Source organism: Mycobacterium sp. NGS35, from assembly GCF_059812855.1.
The window spans coordinates 92,986-112,808 of the sequence record NZ_JCALDL010000001.1; the positions used below are offsets into that span (position 1 = coordinate 92,986).

14 protein-coding genes are annotated in these 19,823 nt (G+C 68.3%); 5 read left to right on the forward strand and 9 right to left on the reverse strand.

The window, feature by feature from the left end; genetic code table 11:
• Positions 1–33: 33 nt before the first annotated feature.
• Together AC5Y4C_RS00490 and AC5Y4C_RS00495 are read right to left on the reverse strand one after the other, a co-directional pair.
• Positions 34–3,033, reverse strand: a complete 3,000-nt coding sequence (locus AC5Y4C_RS00490; RefSeq protein WP_499962263.1) for a UPF0182 family protein — start codon at positions 3,031–3,033, stop codon at positions 34–36.
• 99 nt (positions 3,034–3,132) lie between these two features.
• Entirely contained in the window at positions 3,133–4,155 is a 1,023-nt protein-coding gene (locus tag AC5Y4C_RS00495) for a YlbL family protein (RefSeq protein ID WP_499962261.1), read from the reverse strand.
• A gap of 77 nt (positions 4,156–4,232) precedes the next feature.
• Between AC5Y4C_RS00495 and AC5Y4C_RS00500 the strand changes: the two genes are divergently transcribed.
• Genes AC5Y4C_RS00500 through AC5Y4C_RS00510 form a run of 3 tightly spaced genes read left to right on the forward strand, consistent with a single transcriptional unit; the run spans position 4,233 to position 7,845 of the window.
• On the forward strand, positions 4,233–5,582 hold the full coding sequence (locus AC5Y4C_RS00500; RefSeq protein WP_499907803.1) for a zinc-dependent metalloprotease: 1,350 nt from the start codon (positions 4,233–4,235) through the stop codon (positions 5,580–5,582).
• A gap of 54 nt (positions 5,583–5,636) precedes the next feature.
• On the forward strand, positions 5,637–6,467 hold the full coding sequence (locus AC5Y4C_RS00505) for a cyclodehydratase (protein WP_499907802.1): 831 nt from the start codon (positions 5,637–5,639) through the stop codon (positions 6,465–6,467).
• Between the two features lie 16 nt (positions 6,468–6,483).
• Complete coding sequence (locus AC5Y4C_RS00510; protein ID WP_499908067.1) at positions 6,484–7,845, forward strand: macrolide-binding ATPase MABP-1; 1,362 nt, start codon at positions 6,484–6,486, stop codon at positions 7,843–7,845.
• A gap of 16 nt (positions 7,846–7,861) precedes the next feature.
• On the opposite strand, the gene AC5Y4C_RS00515 is transcribed toward AC5Y4C_RS00510, so the two are convergent.
• The 3 genes from AC5Y4C_RS00515 to AC5Y4C_RS00525 all read right to left on the reverse strand — a co-directional run bounded on the left by AC5Y4C_RS00515 (position 7,862) and on the right by AC5Y4C_RS00525 (position 10,723).
• Positions 7,862–8,128, reverse strand: coding sequence for a WhiB family transcriptional regulator (locus tag AC5Y4C_RS00515; protein WP_499907801.1), 267 nt, complete (start codon positions 8,126–8,128; stop codon positions 7,862–7,864).
• Positions 8,129–8,257: 129 nt separating this feature from the next.
• Complete coding sequence (locus AC5Y4C_RS00520) at positions 8,258–8,431, reverse strand: hypothetical protein (RefSeq protein WP_499907800.1); 174 nt, start codon at positions 8,429–8,431, stop codon at positions 8,258–8,260.
• 111 nt (positions 8,432–8,542) lie between these two features.
• Positions 8,543–10,723 carry an ATP-dependent DNA helicase UvrD2 gene (locus AC5Y4C_RS00525; protein ID WP_499962259.1) on the reverse strand — a complete coding sequence of 727 codons (2,181 nt, stop codon included), beginning with the start codon at positions 10,721–10,723 and terminating at the stop codon, positions 8,543–8,545.
• A gap of 75 nt (positions 10,724–10,798) precedes the next feature.
• Here AC5Y4C_RS00525 and AC5Y4C_RS00530 point away from each other — a divergent pair, with 75 nt between their 5' ends.
• Positions 10,799–11,053: a mycoredoxin gene (locus AC5Y4C_RS00530; protein WP_499907798.1), complete on the forward strand. Its 255-nt coding sequence runs from the start codon at positions 10,799–10,801 to the stop codon at positions 11,051–11,053.
• Here AC5Y4C_RS00530 and nudC read toward each other — a convergent pair.
• Positions 11,050–11,961: an NAD(+) diphosphatase gene (gene nudC / locus AC5Y4C_RS00535; RefSeq protein ID WP_499962257.1), complete on the reverse strand. Its 912-nt coding sequence runs from the start codon at positions 11,959–11,961 to the stop codon at positions 11,050–11,052. The two genes, AC5Y4C_RS00530 and nudC, sit on opposite strands and share 4 nt — an antisense overlap.
• Before the next feature lie 2 nt (positions 11,962–11,963).
• Entirely contained in the window at positions 11,964–13,025 is a 1,062-nt protein-coding gene (locus tag AC5Y4C_RS00540; RefSeq protein WP_499908066.1) for a potassium channel family protein, read from the reverse strand.
• 73 nt (positions 13,026–13,098) lie between these two features.
• Between AC5Y4C_RS00540 and AC5Y4C_RS00545 the strand changes: the two genes are divergently transcribed.
• Positions 13,099–13,485, forward strand: a complete 387-nt coding sequence (locus tag AC5Y4C_RS00545) for a DoxX family protein (protein ID WP_499962255.1) — start codon at positions 13,099–13,101, stop codon at positions 13,483–13,485.
• Here the strand turns inward: AC5Y4C_RS00545 and AC5Y4C_RS00550 are convergent.
• Complete coding sequence (locus tag AC5Y4C_RS00550) at positions 13,452–16,727, reverse strand: ATP-dependent helicase (protein ID WP_499962254.1); 3,276 nt, start codon at positions 16,725–16,727, stop codon at positions 13,452–13,454. The two genes, AC5Y4C_RS00545 and AC5Y4C_RS00550, sit on opposite strands and share 34 nt — an antisense overlap.
• Positions 16,724–19,810, reverse strand: a complete 3,087-nt coding sequence (locus tag AC5Y4C_RS00555; protein WP_499962252.1) for an ATP-dependent helicase — start codon at positions 19,808–19,810, stop codon at positions 16,724–16,726. The genes AC5Y4C_RS00550 and AC5Y4C_RS00555 overlap by 4 nt, the downstream gene beginning before the upstream one ends.
• Positions 19,811–19,823: the final 13 nt, after the last annotated feature.

A 19,823-nucleotide genomic window follows, 5' to 3' on the forward strand; every position in this document is an offset into this window, starting at 1 on the left:
AGCAGACACGCACCCTCGCGCGAAGGGACGGGGCTACTTGGCGTTGTTGTACTTCGTCATCGCGTCGTTGAGGCGCTGCAGCGCGTTGCCGTAATCGGCGAAGTTGCCGCTTCGCTGCGCCTGCTGCACCGCGTCCAGCGCGGACTGCACCTCCTGCAAGGCCGCGGCCTTTTGCGTCGACAACTGCACCGGCCCTCCCGGCGGCACCGCAGCAGGTGCGGGCGTAGCAGCAGGAGGAGGCGAATTGCCGTCGGGCGCAGCCGTCGGTACCGGTGTGGACGGCGCCCCTGCGGGTGGCGTGCCCTCCGGCGCCGGTGCCGGGCCTGTCGCGGTGGCGCCCGCGCCTGGGCCGAACAGCTGCTCGAGAGCGTCACGCACCGTCGGCCCGAAGCTGACCCGGTCGTTGTACATCATCGCCACCCGAATGAGCCTTGGGTACGACGATGCCACGTCGCTGGTGCCGGGCGAGGCGTACACGGGTTCGACGTAGAGCAGCCCGCCCTGGCCGATCGGCAGCGTCAACAAATTGCCCCACCGGATGCGGTTCTGGTTGTCGCGCCCGATCACACCGAGGTATTGCGACACCGCCGTGTCTGTGGTGATCGCGTTGTTGGCCAGCTTGGGACCGTTGACCTGCCCCGGAATCGTCAGCACCGTGATCCTGCCGTATGTCGCCGGGTCGGAGCTGGCGCTGATGTAGGCGGCCAAGAAGTCGCGCTTGAACCGGTTCATTGCGCTGGTCAGCTGGAACGACGACGAGTTGTCATTGCGCGCAAGGTCTTTGGCGACGATGTAGTACGGCGGCTGATAACTGCTGGCTGTCGGGTTCGGGTCGAGCGGCACGTCCCAGAAGTCGGAGGTGGAAAAGAACGTCACCGGATCGTTGACGTGGTACTTGCCCAGCAGCATTCGCTGGACCTTGAACAAGTCCTCCGGATAGCGAAGGTGCGCAGCAAGATCCGGCGATATCGCGCTCTTCGGCTTCACCGTGCCGGGGAACACCTTCGTCCACGCCTGCAAGACCGGATCGCTCTCATCCTGGGCGTACAGCGTCACGGTGCCGTCATAGGCGTCGACGGTGGCCTTCACCGAATTTCGGATGTAGGACACCTGCTTGTCCGGTGCCAGCCGGTTCACCGCCACCTCGTTGGAGTCGGCCGTCGCAGACGACAGTGACGTCAACTCCGAGTACGGATAGTTGTCCAGCGTGGTGTAGCCGTCGACGATCCACACCAGCCGCTTGTTCACCACCGCCGGATACACCGAGCTGTCGGTGGTCAGCCACGGCGCCACGGCCTCTACCCGCTGCGCCGGGTCCCGGTTGAACAAGATCTTGCTGTTGTCGCCGATCACGTTGGAGAACAGGAAGTTTCGCTCGGCGAACTTCGCGGCGAACACCGTACGGGCGAACCAGTTACCCAGGGGCACACCGCCGGTGCCGGTGTAGGTGTAGTTCTTGGTCTCGGTGTTGGTCTCGTAGTCGTACTCGCGGTCGGCGCCGGTCTTGCCGACGATCGCGTAATCGGCTGCCGCGCTCGCGATCACCGGTCCAAAGTAGATTCGCGGCTGGTCCAGCGGGGCGGGCCCGTCCGAACGCACCGTGCCGTTGGCGCCGACGACATTGACGAGGAACTCGGGGTAGCCGCCATTCTGGTTGGGGTCATTGGCGATTCCGCGCACCGTGTTGGCCGGCGATGCGATGAAACCGTTGCCGTGCGTGTAGACGGTGTGCCGGTTGATCCAGTCGCGCTGGTTGTCGATCAGCCTGTCCGGGTTGAGTTCTCGGGCTGCGACTACGAAATCCCGCAGGTTTCCGTCGGGCCCCTGATAGCGGTCGATCGACAACTGGTCGGGAAAGTAGTAGAAGTTCTTGCCCTGCTGAAACTGCGTGAATGCCGGGCTGACGATCGTGGGGTCGAGCACCCTGATGTTCGATGTGGTGGCCCGATCGGCGGCCACCTGCTGGGCGGTCGCGGTGGAGTTGCCGCTGTAGTCGCGGTACGTCACCACGTTGTCGGTCAGCCCGTAGGCCTGCCGCGTCGCGGTGATGCTGCGGCTGATGTACTCACCTTCCTTCTGTGCCGCGTTCGGTTTGACGCTGAACTGCTCGACGATCAGCGGCCAGCCCGCCCCGATGATCAACGACGACAGCAACAACAGCACCAGACCGATGGCCGGAATTCGCAAGTCGCGCAACACGATCGCGGAGAACACGGCGACCGCGCAGATCAGCGCGATGGCGAGCAGGATCATCTTCGCCGGCAGCACCGCGTTGATGTCGGTGTAGCCGGCCCCGGTGAACGGCTTGCCGCCGCGGGTGTGCGACAGCAGCTCGTAGCGGTCCAGCCAGTACGCAACGGCCTTGAGCACCACCAGAATTCCGACCAGCACCACCAGCTGGATGCGGGCCGAACGACTCAGCGCACCGGTGCGGCCCGATAGCCGGATTCCGCCGAAGATGTAGTGGCTGACGAGGTTCGCCAGAAACGCCAGGAACACCGCGACGAACAGATAGCTCAGCACCAACCGGTAGAACGGCAGGTCGAACGCGTAGAAGCCCAGATCCTTACCGAATTGCGGGTCCGCGACGCCGAAGTCACCGCCGTGCAGGAAGAGCTGGACCCGCGCCCAGTAGCTCTGCGCGATGATCCCGGCCAGCACGCCCACCACCGCCGGGATACCGATGCCGAACAACCGCAGCCGGGTCAGCACCGCGGTGCGGTACCGCGCGACGGGGTCGTTGGGGCCGTTGGCCGGCACGAACACCGGACGCGAACGATAAGCCAGCGCCAGCCCGGCGTACACGATTGCGCCGACCAACAGGGCCGTGACCAAAAACACCACCAAGCGCGTCACCACCACGGTGTTGAACACCGAGCGGTAGCCGAGTTCTCCGAACCACAGCCAGTCGACGTACGCGTCCACGAACCGCGGGCCCACCAGCAGCAACGCCACGACGGCGAGCGCTACGCCGATTAGTATCCGGCTTCGCCGAGTCAGCTTGGGCATCCTGGCGGACGGCCGCATTCCCACGTCTCAACTCCTGCTTGGTGCTAGTTACCCGCTCGGACAAGCCTCGCGCGGTTCGGCGGTGGTGACCCAACTGTACGCATCAGCGGTGAGGCGGGATTGTCAGCAGCGAGGAGGTTCGCCGCCGGCTGAAAGCTGGTGCAATGCGTCGACCGCCTGACCCAACGAGTCGACCTTGACCAGCTCGAGGCCGTCGTCGTCGGCGCCGCGCGCCTCGGCGCAGTTGTCGGCGGGCACCAGGAACACCGTCGCGCCGGCTTCGTGGGCGGCGAGCATCTTGTGGGTGATCCCGCCGATCGGCCCGACTTTGCCGTCGCTGTCGATGGTGCCGGTGCCGGCGACGAACTTCGACGCGGTCAAATCTCCGGTGGTGAGCTTGTCAACCACCGCCAGCGCGAACATCAACCCGGCCGACGGTCCGCCGATATTGGCCAGATTGAACGTGATTTTGAACGGCGCCCACGGCGCCTCGCGCACGCTGACACCGAGAAAACCGTAATCGCGGTCCTTGTTCTTGCCGAGTCTGATCGTCGTCGAGCCCGGCGGCGCGTTCTTGCGGCGGAAGTCGACGACGATCTGCTGGTCCGGTTTGGTCTGCTTCAGCAGCGACTGGAACTGGTCGAGGCTGGTGATCGCAGTGCCGTTGACCTTGTCTATCGCGTCACCGGGTTGCAGCTTGTCGTGCGACGGGCCGTCGTCGTTGACCACCTCGACCGTCACCGCCGGCGCGTAGTGAAGGAAGCCCAGAGCTGCATATTTGGCCTTGTCTTCTGAGGCCTCGAAGTCTTCGGTGTTCTCCTTGGTGACCTCGTCGCGCGATTTGTCGGGTGGATAGACCAGGCTGCGCGGCACCAGCTGCTCGCGGCCCGACATCCACAGCACGACCGCCTGACCGAGCGTCAGCTGGTCGCGCTGCGCCACCGTGGTCATGTTCAAATGGCCCGACGCCGGAAACACCGTGGTGCCCTCGATGTCGACGACCTCCTTGCCGTCGACCTCGCCGAGCGTGTTGAAAGTCGGGCCCGGGCCGAGCGACACATACGGCACCGTCACCACCCCGAGCAGCACACCGAACGCGACGATCGGCGCCAGTGCCACGACCAGCGTCAGAATCCGCCTGTTCACGCCAGACACAGTACGGAACCGAAAACCAAACCCGTTCACGGAGAGCGTGACGCCGAGCCGCCCCGAGTTCCGTGGCGGTGAGTACCGTTGGGGTTATGGCTGACCTGCCTTTCGGCTTTTCCGCCGGTGACGATCCCGACCGCGACAAGCGGAAGAAGGATGCCGATTCCGGCGACGAGTCCGCCATGGGCTTCGACGTCACCGACCTCGGCAAGCTGTTCACCCAACTCGGCCAGATGTTCAGCGGCGCGGGCAGCGCGATGGCTTCGGGCAAGGCGTCGGGACCGGTGAACTACGACCTCGCGCGAAAGCTGGCGTCCAGTTCGATCGGTTTCGTCAAACCGGTTCCCGCCACGACGTCGTCGGCCATCGCCGACGCTGTGCACCTCGCGGAGACGTGGCTGGACGGGGCGACCGCACTGCCCGCCGGCACGGTCAAGGCGGTCGGGTGGACGCCGCAGGACTGGGTGGACAACACGCTGGACACCTGGAAGCGGCTGTGCGACCCGATGGCACAACAGATTTCGACGGTGTGGGCGGCGGCGTTGCCGGAGGAGGCCAAGGCGATGGCCGGCCCGCTGATGTCGATGATGACGCAGATGGGTGGGATGGCGTTCGGCTCGCAGCTGGGCCAGGCGCTGGGCACGCTGTCGAAGGAGGTGCTCACCTCCACCGACATCGGACTTCCGCTGGGGCCGAAGGGCGTGGGCGCGCTGATGCCCGACGCGATCGAAGAGTTGTCGACGGGGCTGGAGCAGCCGCGCAGCGAGATCCTGACGTTCCTGGCGGCTCGCGAAGCCGCGCACCACCGCCTGTTCAGCCACGTGCCCTGGCTGGCCAGTCAGCTGCTGAATGCGGTCGAGTCGTATGCGCGCGGAATGAAGATCGACATGAGCGGCATCGAAGAGGCGGCGCGCGGCTTCAACCCGATGGCGCTGGGCGACCCGGCGGCGATGGAGCAGTTGCTCACGCAGGGCGTGTTCGAGCCCAAGGCCACTCCCGAGCAGACCGCGGCTCTCGAGCGCCTGGAGACGTTGCTCGCGTTGATCGAGGGCTGGGTGCAGACGGTGGTGACCGCCGCGCTGGGTGACCGCATCCCCGGCACGGCGGCGTTGAGCGAGATGCTGCGGCGGCGACGGGCCACGGGCGGGCCTGCGGAACAGACCTTCGGCACGCTGGTCGGCCTGGAGCTGCGGCCCCGCAAAATGCGCGAGGCCGCCGCGTTGTGGGAGCGGCTGACCGAGGCAGCGGGTATCGACGGGCGCGACGCCGTCTGGCAACACCCCGACCTGCTGCCTGATTCCGACGACCTCGACGAGCCGGCCGGGTTCATCGACCGGGTGATCGGCGGCGACACCAGCGGCATCGACGAAGTGATCGCCCAATTCGAAACCGACGAGCGCACCGAGGACGACGGCGAGGACTAACCGCCCCCTGTGGATAACCCCTGAGTGCGACTGCGCGCATGGCACAGTCAAGCCATGGGGGTCGTCACACTCGAGCCGTCGATGCCTGTGCTGCTACGCCCCGACGGGTTCGTCCAAGTGGGATGGGATCCACGCCGGGCGGTGCTGGTGCGCCCACCCTTGGGCCTGACGGCCGACGCCTTGGCGGTTCTGCTGCGCAGAATGCAGTCGCGGGTACCGACGGCCGACCTGCTGGCAAGCGCAGTCGAGCTCGGGCTCGCCGACCCACAGGAGTTCGCGGAGGTGGTCAGGCAGCTTCTGTGTGCGAATGTGGCTACGCGCCAACGTCTTTCGCGGACCACGCGGTCCATCAACGTCCGGGTGCACGGCAGCGGCCCGCTGTCCGACGTCGTCGTCAACGCGATTCGCTGCTCAGGGGCGCGCGTGCGGCACACCAACCAGCGCGGCGCCACCGCGGCCGACGCGGACCTCGTCGTGTTGACCGACTACCTCGTCGTCGACCCGGGTCTTGTGCGGGCACTGCATGCGGCCGCGACACCACACCTTCTGGTCCGGGTGCGCGACGGCACCGGCCTGGTCGGGCCGATGGTGGTGCCGGGTGTGACCAGCTGTCTGCGCTGCGCCGACCTTCACCGCAGCGATCACGATGCTGCTTGGCCGGCGGTGGCGGCGCAGCTGCGCGACACCGTGGGCACGGCGGACCGGGCGACGGTGCTGGCCACCGCTGCGCTGGCGGTCAACCAGGTCGACCGGATACTGCGGGCCATCCAGTCCGGCAGCACCCCGGCCCCGCCGCCGACGCTGGACACCACGCTGGAATTCGACGTCGGCGCCAGCTCGATCGTCGCGCGGCGGTGGGCGCGCCATCCCCGGTGTTCCTGCTGACAACCCGTGTTGCCACATCGGTGCGACCGCCGACCCGTTCGTCGGGGATGATGGTGGAGTGGCAGACATCAAACGTGGTCGGGCGGCTCGCAACGCGAAGCTTGCCTCCCTGCCCGTCGGCATCGCCGGCAGGGCCGCACTGGGCTTCGGCAAGAGGCTGACCGGCAAGTCGAAAGACGAGGTCAACGCCGAGCTGATGGACAAGGCCGCCCAGCAGTTGTTCACCGTGCTCGGTGAACTCAAGGGCGGGGCGATGAAGGTCGGCCAGGCGCTGTCGGTAATGGAGGCCGCGATCCCCGAGCAGTACGGCAAGCCGTACCGCGAGGCGCTGACCAAGCTGCAAAAAGACGCCCCGCCGTTGCCGGCGGCCAAGGTGCACCGGGTGCTCGACGCGCAGCTGGGCACCAAGTGGCGTGAGCGGTTCATGTCGTTCGACGACACCCCGGTGGCTTCCGCGAGCATCGGCCAGGTGCACAAGGCGGTGTGGCACGACGGCCGGCAGGTCGCGGTGAAGATCCAGTACCCCGGTGCCGACGAAGCGCTGCGGGCCGACCTGAAGACCATGCAGCGGATGGTCGGCGTGCTCAAGCAGCTCTCCCCTGGCGCCGACGTCGATGCGGTGGTCGACGAGCTGATCGAACGCACCGAGATGGAGCTCGACTACCGGCTCGAGGCCGAGAACCAGCGGGCATTCGCCAAGGCGTACGAGGGTGATCCGAAGTTCGTGATACCTCATATCGTCGCGAGCGCCCCGAAAGTGCTTGTGGCGGAATGGATCGACGGCATTCCGATGTCGCAGATCATCCGCAGCGGCACCGTCGAGCAGCGGGACCGGATGGGCACCCTGCTGGCCGAGCTGACCTACAGCGCGCCACAGCGTCTGGAGATGATGCACGGCGACGCGCATCCCGGAAATTTCATGCTGATGGCTGATCAGAAGATGGGCGTCATCGACTTCGGGGCGGTCGCGCCGCTGCCGGGCGGGCTACCGATCGAGCTGGGCCACATGCTGCGGTATGCGATCGACGGGGACTACGACAACCTGATCGCGACGATGGAGGTGATCGGGTTCATCCAGCCCGGCGAGAAGGTGTCGGCGCGCGAAATCGACGACATGCTGCGCCAGTACATCGAACCCGTCCAAACGGAGGTGTTCCATTACACCCGCAAGTGGTTGCAGCGGATGACCGCGGTGCAGATGGAACGCTCGGTGGCGCAGATCAAGACGGTGCGACAGCTCGACGTGCCGCCGAAGCTCGCGATCCCGATGCGCGTGATCGCCTCCAACGTCGCAATCGCCTGTCAGCTGGACGCCCATGTGCCGATGAGATCCATTGTGATGCAATACCTTCCAGGTTTCGCCGACGCGGACGGCTAGCTCGTCGTCGAAGGTGTCACGCCGCCTCGGCATCCTTTCGCGGCCGTCCGCGCGGGCGCTTGCGGGCGATGATGGTGCCCCGCTCGAAGATTTGGCCGCCCCACACACCCCACGGCTCTTCTCGCTCCAGCGCCGCCTGTAGGCACTGACGACGGATCGGGCAGCCGGCACACAGCTGCTTGGCGCGTTCGAGGTCGGCGGGGTTGTCGGCGAACCACAGGTCGGGATCGCCTGCATGACAAGGCAGTTCGGGCCTTCTCTCCCGACACGTCGAGAGCGACATGTCCAATTCCTGCTTCCTGGTCGTAGTCCGTCGTTGTCTGCTGGCGGATCTGTGACCAGGTGCCCGTAAAAACGAGAAGGCCACGGATCCTTGCTGTCTGCGGGTCCGTGGCCTTGGGTGTGGGAGCTGCTAGATGGTGCTCCCGTCCACGAACCCGGCAGTCGCGGCGGTGCGGCGCTTGCGCGCGGGCGCCGCCGCCGCATGCGCCGACGCGGCGGCGTGCGCGGTCCAGGTGCCGGCCGGAAGATCCCGAACAGCGCCGACAACGCGCATGCCTACCGCGAACGCATTGATGCTCAACATGATCGGGCTCCTCCTCTCGTCATCAGCTACGGATGAATCGTGGGCGCCACACGCCCGCGTTTGAGGGTAAAGGGTAGCAGTATCCGTCGACAACCAATTTTTGACCTGCGGTTATGCGCTGCGGGCGCGGACCAGCGCGAGCACGTCGGGCCCGAATTGTTCGAGCTTGCGCGCGCCGATGCCCGGGATCGCCACCAAGGCGTGGTCATCGGCGGGCAGCTGTTCGGCGATCGCGATCAGCGTGTTGTCGGTGAACACCACGAACGCCGGCACATCCATCGCGGTGGCGGTGCGCAGCCGCCATTCTTTGAGCTGCTTGAGCAGTTCTTCGTCGATGTCGGCGGGACATTTCTCGCAGCGGCGCAACATGATCGCGGTGGGTGCCGACAGCGCGGCGTTGCAGATTCGACAGCGTGGCGCCGACCCGCGTGCACGCCGCGGCTTGCGGGCCGCTGTGTCGGACGGTGTCTGCGGCGCAATGCCGGCCAGAAACCGTGACGGCCGCCGGGTCTGCCGACCGCCGGCGGTGCGCGAAAGCGCCCAGCTCAGCTCCAAATGCGTTCGCGCCCTTGTAATTCCGACATAAAGCAGTCGGCGTTCCTCTTCGACGGCCTCGCTGTCGGGGCCGTGGGCGAGGGCATGCGAAATGGGCAGTGTGCCGTCGGCCAGCCCGACCAAGAACACCGCATCCCACTCCAGCCCCTTGGCGGCATGCAGCGACGCGAGCGTCACCCCTTGGACCACGGGGGGATGGCGGGCGTCGGCGCGTATGCGCAACTCGGCCAGCAGCCCGGGCAGGTCCAGGTCGGGTCGGCGGGCGACCTCGTCGTCGACGAGTTCGGCGAGCGCGCCGAGCGCCTCCCAACGCTCCCGCGCCCGAGCGCCGGCCGGCGGGGTGGCGGTCAGACCGAGCGGCTCGAGCAGCGCCCGCACCAGCGGGCCGAGCTCGCCGGTGGCGCCGCGCTCGGCGACGCGATGCAGCGCCACGAGTGCCTGCCGGATTTCCTGGCGGGTGAAGAACCCTTCGCCGCCACGGACTTGGAACGGAACGCCGGCCTCGGTGAGCGCCTCTTCGTACACCTCGGACTGGGCGTTGATGCGGTACAGCACCGCGATTTCTGACGGGGGGGTGCCGGCCTGGATCAGCGCTTTGATTTTCGACGCGACGGCAGCCGCCTCGGCGACCTCGTCGGAATGTTCGGAGAACGACGGCACCGGCCCGGGGGCGCGTTGCCCGATCAGGTGCAGCTTGCTGCCTGCGACCCGGCCACGCGCGGCTGCGATCACCCGGTTGGCGAGCGATACGACTTGCGGGGTGGACCGGTAGTCGCGCTCGAGACGGACCACGGTGGCGTCCGGAAAGCGGCGGGAGAACTCGAGAAGGAAGCGTGGCGTGGCGCCGGTGAACGAGTAGATGGTCTGGTTCGCGTCGCCGACCACCGTCAGGTCGTCGCGCTCCCCCAGCCAGGCGGCAAGCACACGTTGCTGCAGCGGAGTGACGTCCTGGTACTCGTCGACGACGAAGCAGCGGTACCGGTCGCGGAACTCCTGCGCGACAGCGGCGTCGTTCTCGATGGCCGCGGCGGTGTGCAGCAGCAGGTCGTCGAAGTCGAGCAGCATCACGCCGTCGCGGCGGGTCTTGGCTGCTTCGTAGCCGGCGTACACCGCGGCGACCTTGCCGGCGTCCATCGGGGTGTCCCGTCCGATGTCGGCGACCGCGTCCGCGTATCCCTCCGGAGTGATCAGCGATGCCTTCGCCCATTCGATCTCGCCGGCGAGATCGCGCACGTCGTCAGCGGAGACCTGCAGCCCCATCCGGGAGGCGGCGTGCGCCACGACAGAGAACTTGCTGTCCATCAGCTCCCAGCGGGCATCGCCGACCACGCGTGGCCAGAAGTAGTTCAGCTGGCGGCGGGCCGCGGCGTGGAAGGTGACGGCCTGCACCGAGCCGGTGCCCACCCCGTCGTCGAGCTCGCGCAGCCGGTTGCGCATCTCCCCTGCGGCGCGCTGGGTGAATGTCACAGCCAGGACCTGCCCGGGTGCGACGTGTCCGGCCGCGACCAGGTGCGCGATGCGGCGGGTAATGGTGCGGGTCTTGCCGGTGCCGGCACCGGCAAGTACGCACAGCGGTCCGCGCGGCGCCAGGACGGCTTCGCGCTGCTCGTCGTCGAGGTCGGCAGCGATGAGCCTCTCGGGCGAAGAGCCACTGACACCGATGAGCCTCTCGGGCGAAGAGCCACTGGCACCGATGAGCCTCTCGGGCGAAGAGCCACTGGTCCGGACCGTCGGCATGGTGCCCATCATGGCAGCACGCCCCGACACCATGGCGCGGGAATCGCCGCGTGTGACGATTGGTTAGATCTGGCTATGACATCTGTGCCGTTGACCATGTACACCACCAGCTGGTGCGGCTATTGCGTGCGGTTGAAGACGATGCTGAAGGCCGACGGGATCGCCTACGAGGAGATCAACATCGAAGAGGACCCGGTTGCTGCGCAGTTCGTCAGCTCGGTGAACGGCGGCAACCGCACGGTGCCCACCGTGAAGTTCGCCGACGGCTCCACGATGACCAATCCGAGTGCGGCGCAGGTCAAACAGAAGCTGGCGCAGCTGGCGAATTAGTCTGCGTAGGCCCAGGATTCGATGATCTCGCGGGCGATCGAAATCGATCCGGGCAGAAGCAGCCGTGAATGGGAGCTGCTGGTCCAGTCGCCGTGGTCGAGCGCGTCGCGGACCTCGGCGCGGCTGAACCAGCCGGCTTCGGCGATTTCGCCGTCGTTGAAGGCGAACTGCTCGTCGGGGTCGGCGATCGCGTGGAAGCCGACCATCAACGACCGCGGGAACGGCCAGGGCTGGCTGCCCAGGTAGCGCACGTCGCGCACATGCAATCCGATCTCTTCGGCGATCTCGCGGACCACACACGACTCGAACGACTCACCGGCTTCGACGAATCCGGCCAGCAGCGAGAAGAACCTCTCGGGCCAGACGGTTTGGCGGGCCAGCACCGCGCGGTCAGCGCCGTCGTGCACCAGACAGATCACCGCCGGGTCGATCCGGGGGTATTCCTCGTGGCCGGTGACCGGGTCGACGCGCGCCCAGCCGGCCTTGACGGCTTTGGTGGGGGCGCCGTCGACCGGGCTGAACCGAGCGTTGTCATGCCAGTTCAGCAGCGCGGTCGCGGTGGCGACGAGTTGGGCGCTGACGTCGTCGAAGAGGTGTCCGCCGCGGCGCAGATCGACGACCTCGGCGCCGTCGTGATCGTCGTGGGCCAGCGGCGCGCGGATGCCCCACACGTGCCGGCCGTCCGGCAGCCGGCCGAGGAACACCGCCTCCTGCGGCGGCCTGTCACCGAATCCGAGAGCGCTGTCGAACACCACCTGGTCCTCGGAGACCAGCACCTGGTTGCGCGAATCCACCCGCAGCACAGCGGCATTCGGCCACCCGGCCACCGCAGCGTCGACATCCGTGCGAACAGCGTCGGCTCGGTCGGCGCCGACGCGGGCGAGCAAGGGGACGTTGCGTAGCTTCAAGATCAGCTGCGTTCCACACTGCGCACGTACAGCAGCCGGTCCCCCGGCTCGAGCGCATCGACTTCCGGCGAGTCGACGCGCAGCAGCGTGCCGTTGCGGACCACGCCGAGCACGATGTCGGACAGGTGCCGCGGCGAGCCGCCGACCTCCTTACGCTCCACCTCGCGCTCGGCGATCGCGAACCCTTCCTCAGGGGTGAGCAGGTCTTCCATCATCTCCACGACACTCGGGGTGGACGTCGCGATACCGAGCAGCCGGCCGGCGGTGTCAGACGACACCACCACCGAGTCGGCGCCGGATTGCCGCAGCAGATGGCGGTTTTCGGCTTCTCGCACCGCCGCGACGATCTTGGCCTTGGGGGCGAGTTCGCGGGCGGTGAGCGTGACGAGGACCGCGGTGTCGTCGCGGTTGGTGGCGACGACGATCGCGGCGGCGTGCTGAGCGCCGGCGAGCCGGAGCACGTCGGACTTGCTGGCGTTGCCGTGAACGGTGACGAGCCCGTTGGTGGCGGCCTGTTCCAACACGGATTGGTCGGTGTCGACGACCACGATCTCGCCGGCCGGAGTGCCGTCGCCGATCATCGCGTCGACCGCTGTCCTGCCCTTCGTGCCGTAGCCGATCACGATGGTGTGGTTACGCACTCTTTTCCTCCATCGCTGGATCTTGAGGGCCTGGCGGGACTGCGTGGTGAGCGTCTCAACGGTGGTGCCGATCAGCACGATCAGGAAGGCCACCCGCAGCGGGGTGATCACCAGGACATTGACCAGTCGGGCGGATTCGGTGACCGGGGTGATGTCGCCGTAACCGGTGGTCGAAAGCGACACCGTCGCGTAGTAGAAGCAGTCGAGGAACGACAGCGGGTTGCCTTGTCCGCCGTCCCGATAGCCGTCGCGGTCCAGATACACGATCAGCACCGCCGCGAACAACGCCAGCGCCGCGTACACCACCCGCCGGAAGATCCGCTGACCCGGGCTGACGAACTTCTCCGGGATGCGCAGCACGTCGACCAATGCGGCATCCGGTCGTGAAGTGAGGGCGTCGTCGGCGCTGGCCAAGCGCCTCAACTTACTGCTGGCCACGCTGACCCGTCATGATTCGGTTCCCGTCTGGGCCGGTCCGCACGGGCACAATGCTCTCATGACACGGACCGACGACAACCCTGCCGCCACGCGTGCGACGCGGATGGGCTCGATGCTGCTCGGCATGGGCACCCTGCACTTCGTCGCGCCGAAACCGTTCGACTCGATCGTGCCGGCCGAGCTGCCCGGCTCGGCCCGGTTCTACACCTACGCCTCGGGGGTGGCGGAGTTGGCGACGGGCGCGCTGCTGCTGGTGCCCCGCACGCGCAGGGCGGGCGGGCTGGTGGCCGCAGCGCTGTTCGTGTCGGTGTTTCCCGCCAACGTCAACATGGTCCGGCTCTGGTGGAGCAAGCCGTGGCCGATGCGGGCGGTGGCGATCGCCCGGCTGCCGCTGCAGATTCCGATGATCGTTCAGGCGCTCAAAGTCTGGCGTTCGCCGTCGTGAGCATGCACCAGAATCGCGTTGAGCTCCGCGGCCCCGGGCAGGGTGTCGGGGCGGATGGTGCGGCCCGAGCGCACGTAATGGAACGCGGCGCGCACTCGGTGTTGCGGGCAGCCGCGTAACGCCGCCCACGCCAACCGGTAAACCGCCAGCTGCACGGCTGCCTGCGCAAGCTCGGCCTCGGTGCTCGGCGGCTCGCCGGTCTTCCAATCCACCACGGTCTCTGTTCCGTCGGCATCGGCGAACACCGCGTCGATGCGGCCGCGCACGACGGTCTGACCGACGGTCATCTCGAACGGCACTTCGACATCGAGCGGTGAGCGCGACGCCCACGGCGACGCGATGAACGCGTCCTGCAGCTCGGTCAGCTTCTCCGCATCGGCTGCTGCAGCGTCGACCGCACCTGGTAGGTCGTCGAGGTCGAAAAGCCGCTCGGCGCCGTAGAAACGCTGCACCCATTCGTGGAAAGCGGTGCCCAGCAATGCATTCGGATCGGGCCGCTTGGGCAGCCGGCGAAGCAACTGCTGGGCCGCAGTGACCGGGTCGCGGCCCATCTCGACGAGGCTGCTCACGGAGATTTCGGGGGGCAGGACGGCTTTCGGCGGCGCTTCGATGCGGGCTCGCTCGGCGAGCAGCGCGTCCACATCGGCCGCCCACCCCTCCGGGTCGGTGCTGGATTCCGTCGGTGTGTCGATAGCCGCGGACACCAGCGCGGCACCGCGTTCGACGTCTGCGCGTCGCCCTCCGAGAGGGTCGGCGGGCCAGACGGCCTCGATCACAGCCTCGCGCAATGGATTTGGGTCGCCGTCGGCCGGGGACGGCGCCCAGTGTTCGATCACGCCGCACGGCTCGCCGTCGGCTGCGGACTTCTCAATGATGTCTTTGAGCTCGGTGAGGAACTCCGACGGTCCGGCAGGCTTGGCGGCCGACGGGCCCCAGTGGTAGCCGGACAACAGCAGGGTGTCCTCCGCGCGGGTGATCGCCACGTACAGTAGTCGGCGTTCTTCGTCGACCCGGCGCTGCTCGAGTTGGCGGCGATGCGCATTGATGGTGTCCGACAGCTGCTTTCGATCGGTCACGGCGCCCGTATCGAGGACCGGCACGCCGAGCACGCCGTCGGCCGAGCGGTCGCCGCGCAGCAGCGGCGGCAGATCCGCGGCGTCGGTCAGCCAGGTACGCGCGGAGGCCGTCGACGGGAAGACGCGTGCGCTGAGATGCGGGACCGCCACGATCTGCCATTCGAGCCCTTTGGCGGCATGCACGGTCATCACCTGCACGCGGTCACGAGAAACTGCGACATCGGCTGGCGCTAAACCGTTTTCGACGGCCGCGGCGGCGTCGAGGTAGGACAGGAGCCCGGGCACCGACGCGTTGGGCCGGTCGGCGTAGTCGGCGACCACGTCGGCGAACGCGTCAAGATGCTCGCTGCCCGACCAGCCGGCGTCGACGCTGCGCGCTGCCCTGGCTTCGACGTCGACACCGAGCGTCCGGCGGACCTCAGCGACGAGATCGGGCAGCGGGTAGTCGAGTTTGCTTCGTAACGCGGTCAGTTCGCGGCCGAGTGCGACGACGCGTCGATAGCCTTCCGGCGAGTAGCCGTTCGGCGGACCGGGGTCGCAGATCGCGTCGGCGAGGCAGGCGGTGTCCGCATCCGGCGCGGCCTGTGCGACGAGCTGTTCGAGTGACACCGGCGCAGCCTGACCGTCGAGCTCTGTAGCTCGGCGCCACAGCGCCGCGATGTCTTTACCGCCGAGCCGCCAGCGCGGACCCGTCAGCACGTGCATGGCCGCCGGGCCGGCGGCGGGATCGGCAACCAGCCGCAGCATCGCGACGACGTCGGCAACCTCAGGCACGCCGAGCAACCCGCCCAGTCCCACCACCTCGACGGGCACGCCGCGTGCGGTGAGGGCCTCGGCCATCGGGGCGGCGTCGGCGTTGCGCCGTACCAGCACTGCGGCCGTGGGAGGCTGGGCCGCAACCGCTTTCGCTTCGTGATAGCGGGCGGCGAGGTGCTCGGCCACCCAGTTACGTTCGGCGTGCACAGTGTCCCAAAGTGCACACCGAACCGTGCCGGCAGGCGCGTCCGGGCGCGCCCGCAGTGTGCGTACCGCCACCGAGCGGCGCCGCGCGTCGGCCGACACCGCATTGGCCAGATGCAGTGTCCGCGGTGGATTGCGCCAGCTGGTGCGCAGTTCCAATGTGGGCGCCGGCGTGCCGTCGGCGCGCGGGAAGTCCGTGGCGAACCGCGGCAGGTTGGTGGCCGACGCGCCGCGCCAGCCGTAGATCGACTGGATCGGATCACCCACGGCAGTCAGGGCGAGGTCGTCGTCGACCCCTGCGCCGAACAATGACGACAACGCGATGCGCTGGGCGTGACCCGTGTCTTGGTATTCGTCGAGCAGCACGACGCGAAACCGGCGCCGCAACTGCTCGCCGACTTCGGGATGTGCCACCGCCAGCCGTGCGGCAGCAGCCATCTGCTGGCCGAAGTCCATAACCTTCTCGGCGCGCATGCGGGCGTGCAACGCATCGACGAGCGGCACGAGTTGGGTGCGTTCGTGCTGCACGGCGAGCATGCGCAACAGCCATTGGCTGGGACCGCGGTCACGTTGGTAAGGCCCTGCCGGCAGCGTGTGCACGAGCCGTTCGAGTTCGACGTGCGTGTCGCGCAGCTGGTCGGTGTCGACGAGGTGTTCGGCCAGCGCCGAGGACAGTCTGAGCACCATCGCGGTGACCGCGGCCGGGGTCTTGTCGGTGTCGAGGTCGCCCGGATAGTCGCAGACGACCCGAAAGGCCAATTGCCACAACTCCGTTTCACTGATCAGCCGGGTATCGGGTTCGAGCGGAAGCAGCAACCCGTGGTCGCGCAGCAGGGCGCCGGCGAAGGCGTGGTAGGTGCTGACGGTCGGCGGCTCCGCGTCCGCGGCGGCTCGCGTGCGTGCGACCGGTGTCCCCACTGCCAGACCTGCGCCCGCCAGGCGCGACAGCCGTGAGCGGACCCTGCGCAGCAGTTGCGCGGCGGCCTTGCGGGTGAACGTCAACCCCAGCACCTGACCGGGGTCGGCGAAGCCGTTGGCGACCAGCCACACCACGCGGGCGGCCATGGTTTCGGTTTTGCCGGCGCCGGCGCCGGCGATCACCACCAGGGGGCCTGGCGGCGCGGCGATGACCGCGGCCTGCTCGTCGGTAGGTGTCGGCAAGCCCAGTGCGTGTGCGAGTTCGGCAGGGCTGTGCTGCGGCGTCATCCGATCCGTCCTTTGTTCGCGGGCGATGCGCCCAGGGCCGGGCAGCTGGAGCGGACGGGACAGTGGCCGCAGCTGTCGTTGACTCGGGCGAGAAATGTGGGGCCGGTGGTTGCAGCCGCCGCTTGGTGCACGGCGCGTCGCCACTGCTGCTGCGTGTCCGGGGTCAGCGGGTCCTGGTCGCGTTCGACGACGCCCGGTTTGCCGAGGTAAACGAGCCTGCCGCCGCCGGGCTGCCCCTCTGCTGGCATGAGGCCTTCGGCGACCGCGAGCTGGTATGTCGCCAGCTGCGGATGCCGTTGGGCGTCGTCCTTGCAAACGGGGCGTTTTGCGGTCTTAATGTCGACGATCACCAGCCGGCCGGCCGCATCGTGCTCCAGGCGGTCGACGCGGCCGCGCACCCGGACGTCGGGCAGGTCCGGGTGCGGGCTGGCCAGCACGCCGTCGACCTCGACTTCGGTGGCGACGACCGTCAACTCGCGTCGGCTCTGTGCGCGCCACTGGCAAAAGGCCGACAGCATTGCGCGGTGGCGAGCGAGCTCGTTGCGGGAATGCCACTGCGACTCGAATGGCACAGCGTCCCAGATGTTCTCGAGCTCGCTGACGAGTTGCGCCTCGGACTTGCCCTCGGCGGCGATCAGCGTGTGCACCACAGAGCCGAGCACCGACCGCGCGTCGTGGCTGTTGGCGCCGCCGTGACGCTCCAGCAGCCACCGCAGCGGGCAGTCGGTGAGCGTCTGGACGGTCGACGGCGACACGGTGACGGGGTGGCCGTCGGGGTCGACGACCGGTTGATCAGTGCTGACGGATGTCCGCCCGTACCAGGTCGACGGGTCGGCACCTGGCACCCCGGCGGCGGCGAGCCGCGCCAATTGGGTTGCGGCGTAACGCCGGCGCCCATGGTCCACTGTGCCCTCGGGTGCGCAGACCACCGCACGTAACCTGCCCACGAGCGCCGCCGGTGCGAGCAATCGGGGAGCGATGGCGGCCCGTTGGTCGTCGACGTCGACGAGTTGCTCGAGTTCGTCGACGAACGTCGACGGCACGCTGGCGTCGTCACCGTCGCTGTCGACGGCCGTGATCAGCAGCCGCCTCCGCGCCCGGCCCAGCGCGGATATCAGCAGGCGACGCTCGTCCGCCAGCACCGGCGCCCGGGCCGACGCCGTGCCGGCGACACCATCGAGGACGTCGAGGAGTTGCTGCGTGCGCAGGACACCGCCACGCGGAATAGCGTTGGGCCACAAGCCTTCCTGAAGGCCTGCGATCACCACGAATTCCCACTCGCGCCCCAGGGCCGCGTGTGCGCTGACGATTGCGACGCTCTCGGGCTCACTGAGCGGTTCCCGCTCCGGAGGAGCAAGTGCCAACGTGTTGACGTGGTCGACGAGCCCCCGCACCGTCGCGCCCGGGGTGTTGGCGACGTAGCCGTCGGCGATGTCGAAAAGTGTGGTGACAGCGTCGAGGTCGCGGTCAGCCTGCGCTGCCGTGGTGCCGCCGCGTGTTCTGGCTTGCAACCATCGTCTCTGCAGGCCTGACCGGCTCCATGCCTGCCAGAGCGCGTAGCGAGGATCCTGCCCAGCGGCACGGGATGCGGCGTCCACGACGCCCCGTACCCGGCGCAGCGCCGGCGCATATGCCGCGGGCAGGTGTGCCGGATCACCAGTCAGAGCGTCGGCCAGCAGTTCCTCGAATCGCGTTGAGCCGACGGGGTTTTCGTGACGGCGCAGGCAGCGTCTCAATGCCCGCAGCGACACCGGGTCGATTCGGCCGATCGGGCCGGTGACCAGCGCAAGCGCCTGCTCGCCGGTGAGCCCGTCGACAGCTGCGCTCAGTGCAGTGAGCAACGCACGCACTGCGGAGTGATCAGCTGGTGACGTGGTGGGCGCCGGGGGACGCACCGGCACACCGGCCGCGGCGAGCGCACGGGCCAGCACCGACGCCGCATGCGGCAACGACCGCACGATCACCGCCATCTGTGACCACGGCACGCCGTCGACCAGGTGTGCGCGCCGCAGGGCATCGGCGATCACCGCCGCCTCGGCATGCGCCGACGACGCCAGCCGCACCACGACCGACCCGGGATCGTCGCCGCTCCCCTCGATGACGCGGGCCGGCGCGCTGCCAGGCAACCGGGCCGCGATCGCGCTCACCGCTCGGGCGATCGCGGGTGCACAGCGGTACGACTGCGTCAGCGTCACGGTCTGGCCGTCCTCGCCGGAAAGCAGCGCCGGATCTGCGCCGCGGAAGCCGAATACGGTTTGGTTGGGGTCTCCCGCGACAACGGTCACCGCCGCGCCTTGCGCGATGACACGCACCAACCGCGCGGCTTGCGGATCGAGGTGCTGCGCATCGTCGACAAGCAGCACGCGGATCCGGCTGCGTTCGGCGGCCAACAGGCCCGGGTCGGTGGCCAACGCCTCTAGTGTGGCGCCGACGAGCTCAGCCGCCCCGAGTGCCGGAACCGTGGCGTGCGGTGCGGCCCGGCCCGCTGCGGCCCGCAGCAGCATGACCTGCTCGTACTGCTGGGCGAACTGCCCGGCCGCCACCCACTCCGGGCGCCCCGAGGCCTTTCCGAGCCGCTGCAGCTGCGGTCCGTCGACACCTCGTTCGGCGCAGCGTGCCAACAGGTCTCGCAGTTCGGTGGCGAATCCCGCGGTGGTGAGCGCGGGCCGCAGCGGCTCGGGCCACGCCACCATGGCGTCTGGCCCGTCGGCGAGGTCACCGGCCAGCAGTTCTCGGATTATGCCGTCCTGTTCGGTGCCGGTGACCAGGCGTGGCGGCGGGTCACCGGCGCGTTGTGCGGCCAGCCGCAGAATCGCGAATGCGTAGGAATGCAGCGTGCGCACCAGCGGCTCCCGGATCACCATGGGCCCCTGCCCCGTCAGCGCCGCGGCCAGCGCGCGACGCGCCCTGATGGCCGCCCGCGCCGTAGGGCACAGCAGCAGAACGGATTCGGGCTCCAGGCCGGACGCGATGTGCTGGGCCGCGGCGTCGACAAGTCGGCTGGTCTTCCCCGTGCCAGGACCCCCGACGAGGCGAACGAGGCCCCGAGTTTCGGGGTGGATGATCGGCTGCGGTGAGGCCATGTCGGCATGACAC

Coding starts and splice junctions, on each gene's coding strand:
- AC5Y4C_RS00525 (WP_499962259.1), bottom strand. CDS start 10,723: ATGCCGACGGTCCGGACCAGTGGCTCTTCGCCCGAGAGGCTCATCGGT.
- AC5Y4C_RS00550 (WP_499962254.1), bottom strand. CDS start 16,727: ATGACGCCGCAGCACAGCCCTGCCGAACTCGCACACGCACTGGGCTTG.
- AC5Y4C_RS00515 (WP_499907801.1), bottom strand. CDS start 8,128: ATGTCGCTCTCGACGTGTCGGGAGAGAAGGCCCGAACTGCCTTGTCAT.
- AC5Y4C_RS00520 (WP_499907800.1), bottom strand. CDS start 8,431: ATGTTGAGCATCAATGCGTTCGCGGTAGGCATGCGCGTTGTCGGCGCT.
- AC5Y4C_RS00555 (WP_499962252.1), bottom strand. CDS start 19,810: ATGGCCTCACCGCAGCCGATCATCCACCCCGAAACTCGGGGCCTCGTT.
- AC5Y4C_RS00530 (WP_499907798.1), top strand. CDS start 10,799: ATGACATCTGTGCCGTTGACCATGTACACCACCAGCTGGTGCGGCTAT.
- AC5Y4C_RS00505 (WP_499907802.1), top strand. CDS start 5,637: ATGGGGGTCGTCACACTCGAGCCGTCGATGCCTGTGCTGCTACGCCCC.
- AC5Y4C_RS00545 (WP_499962255.1), top strand. CDS start 13,099: ATGACACGGACCGACGACAACCCTGCCGCCACGCGTGCGACGCGGATG.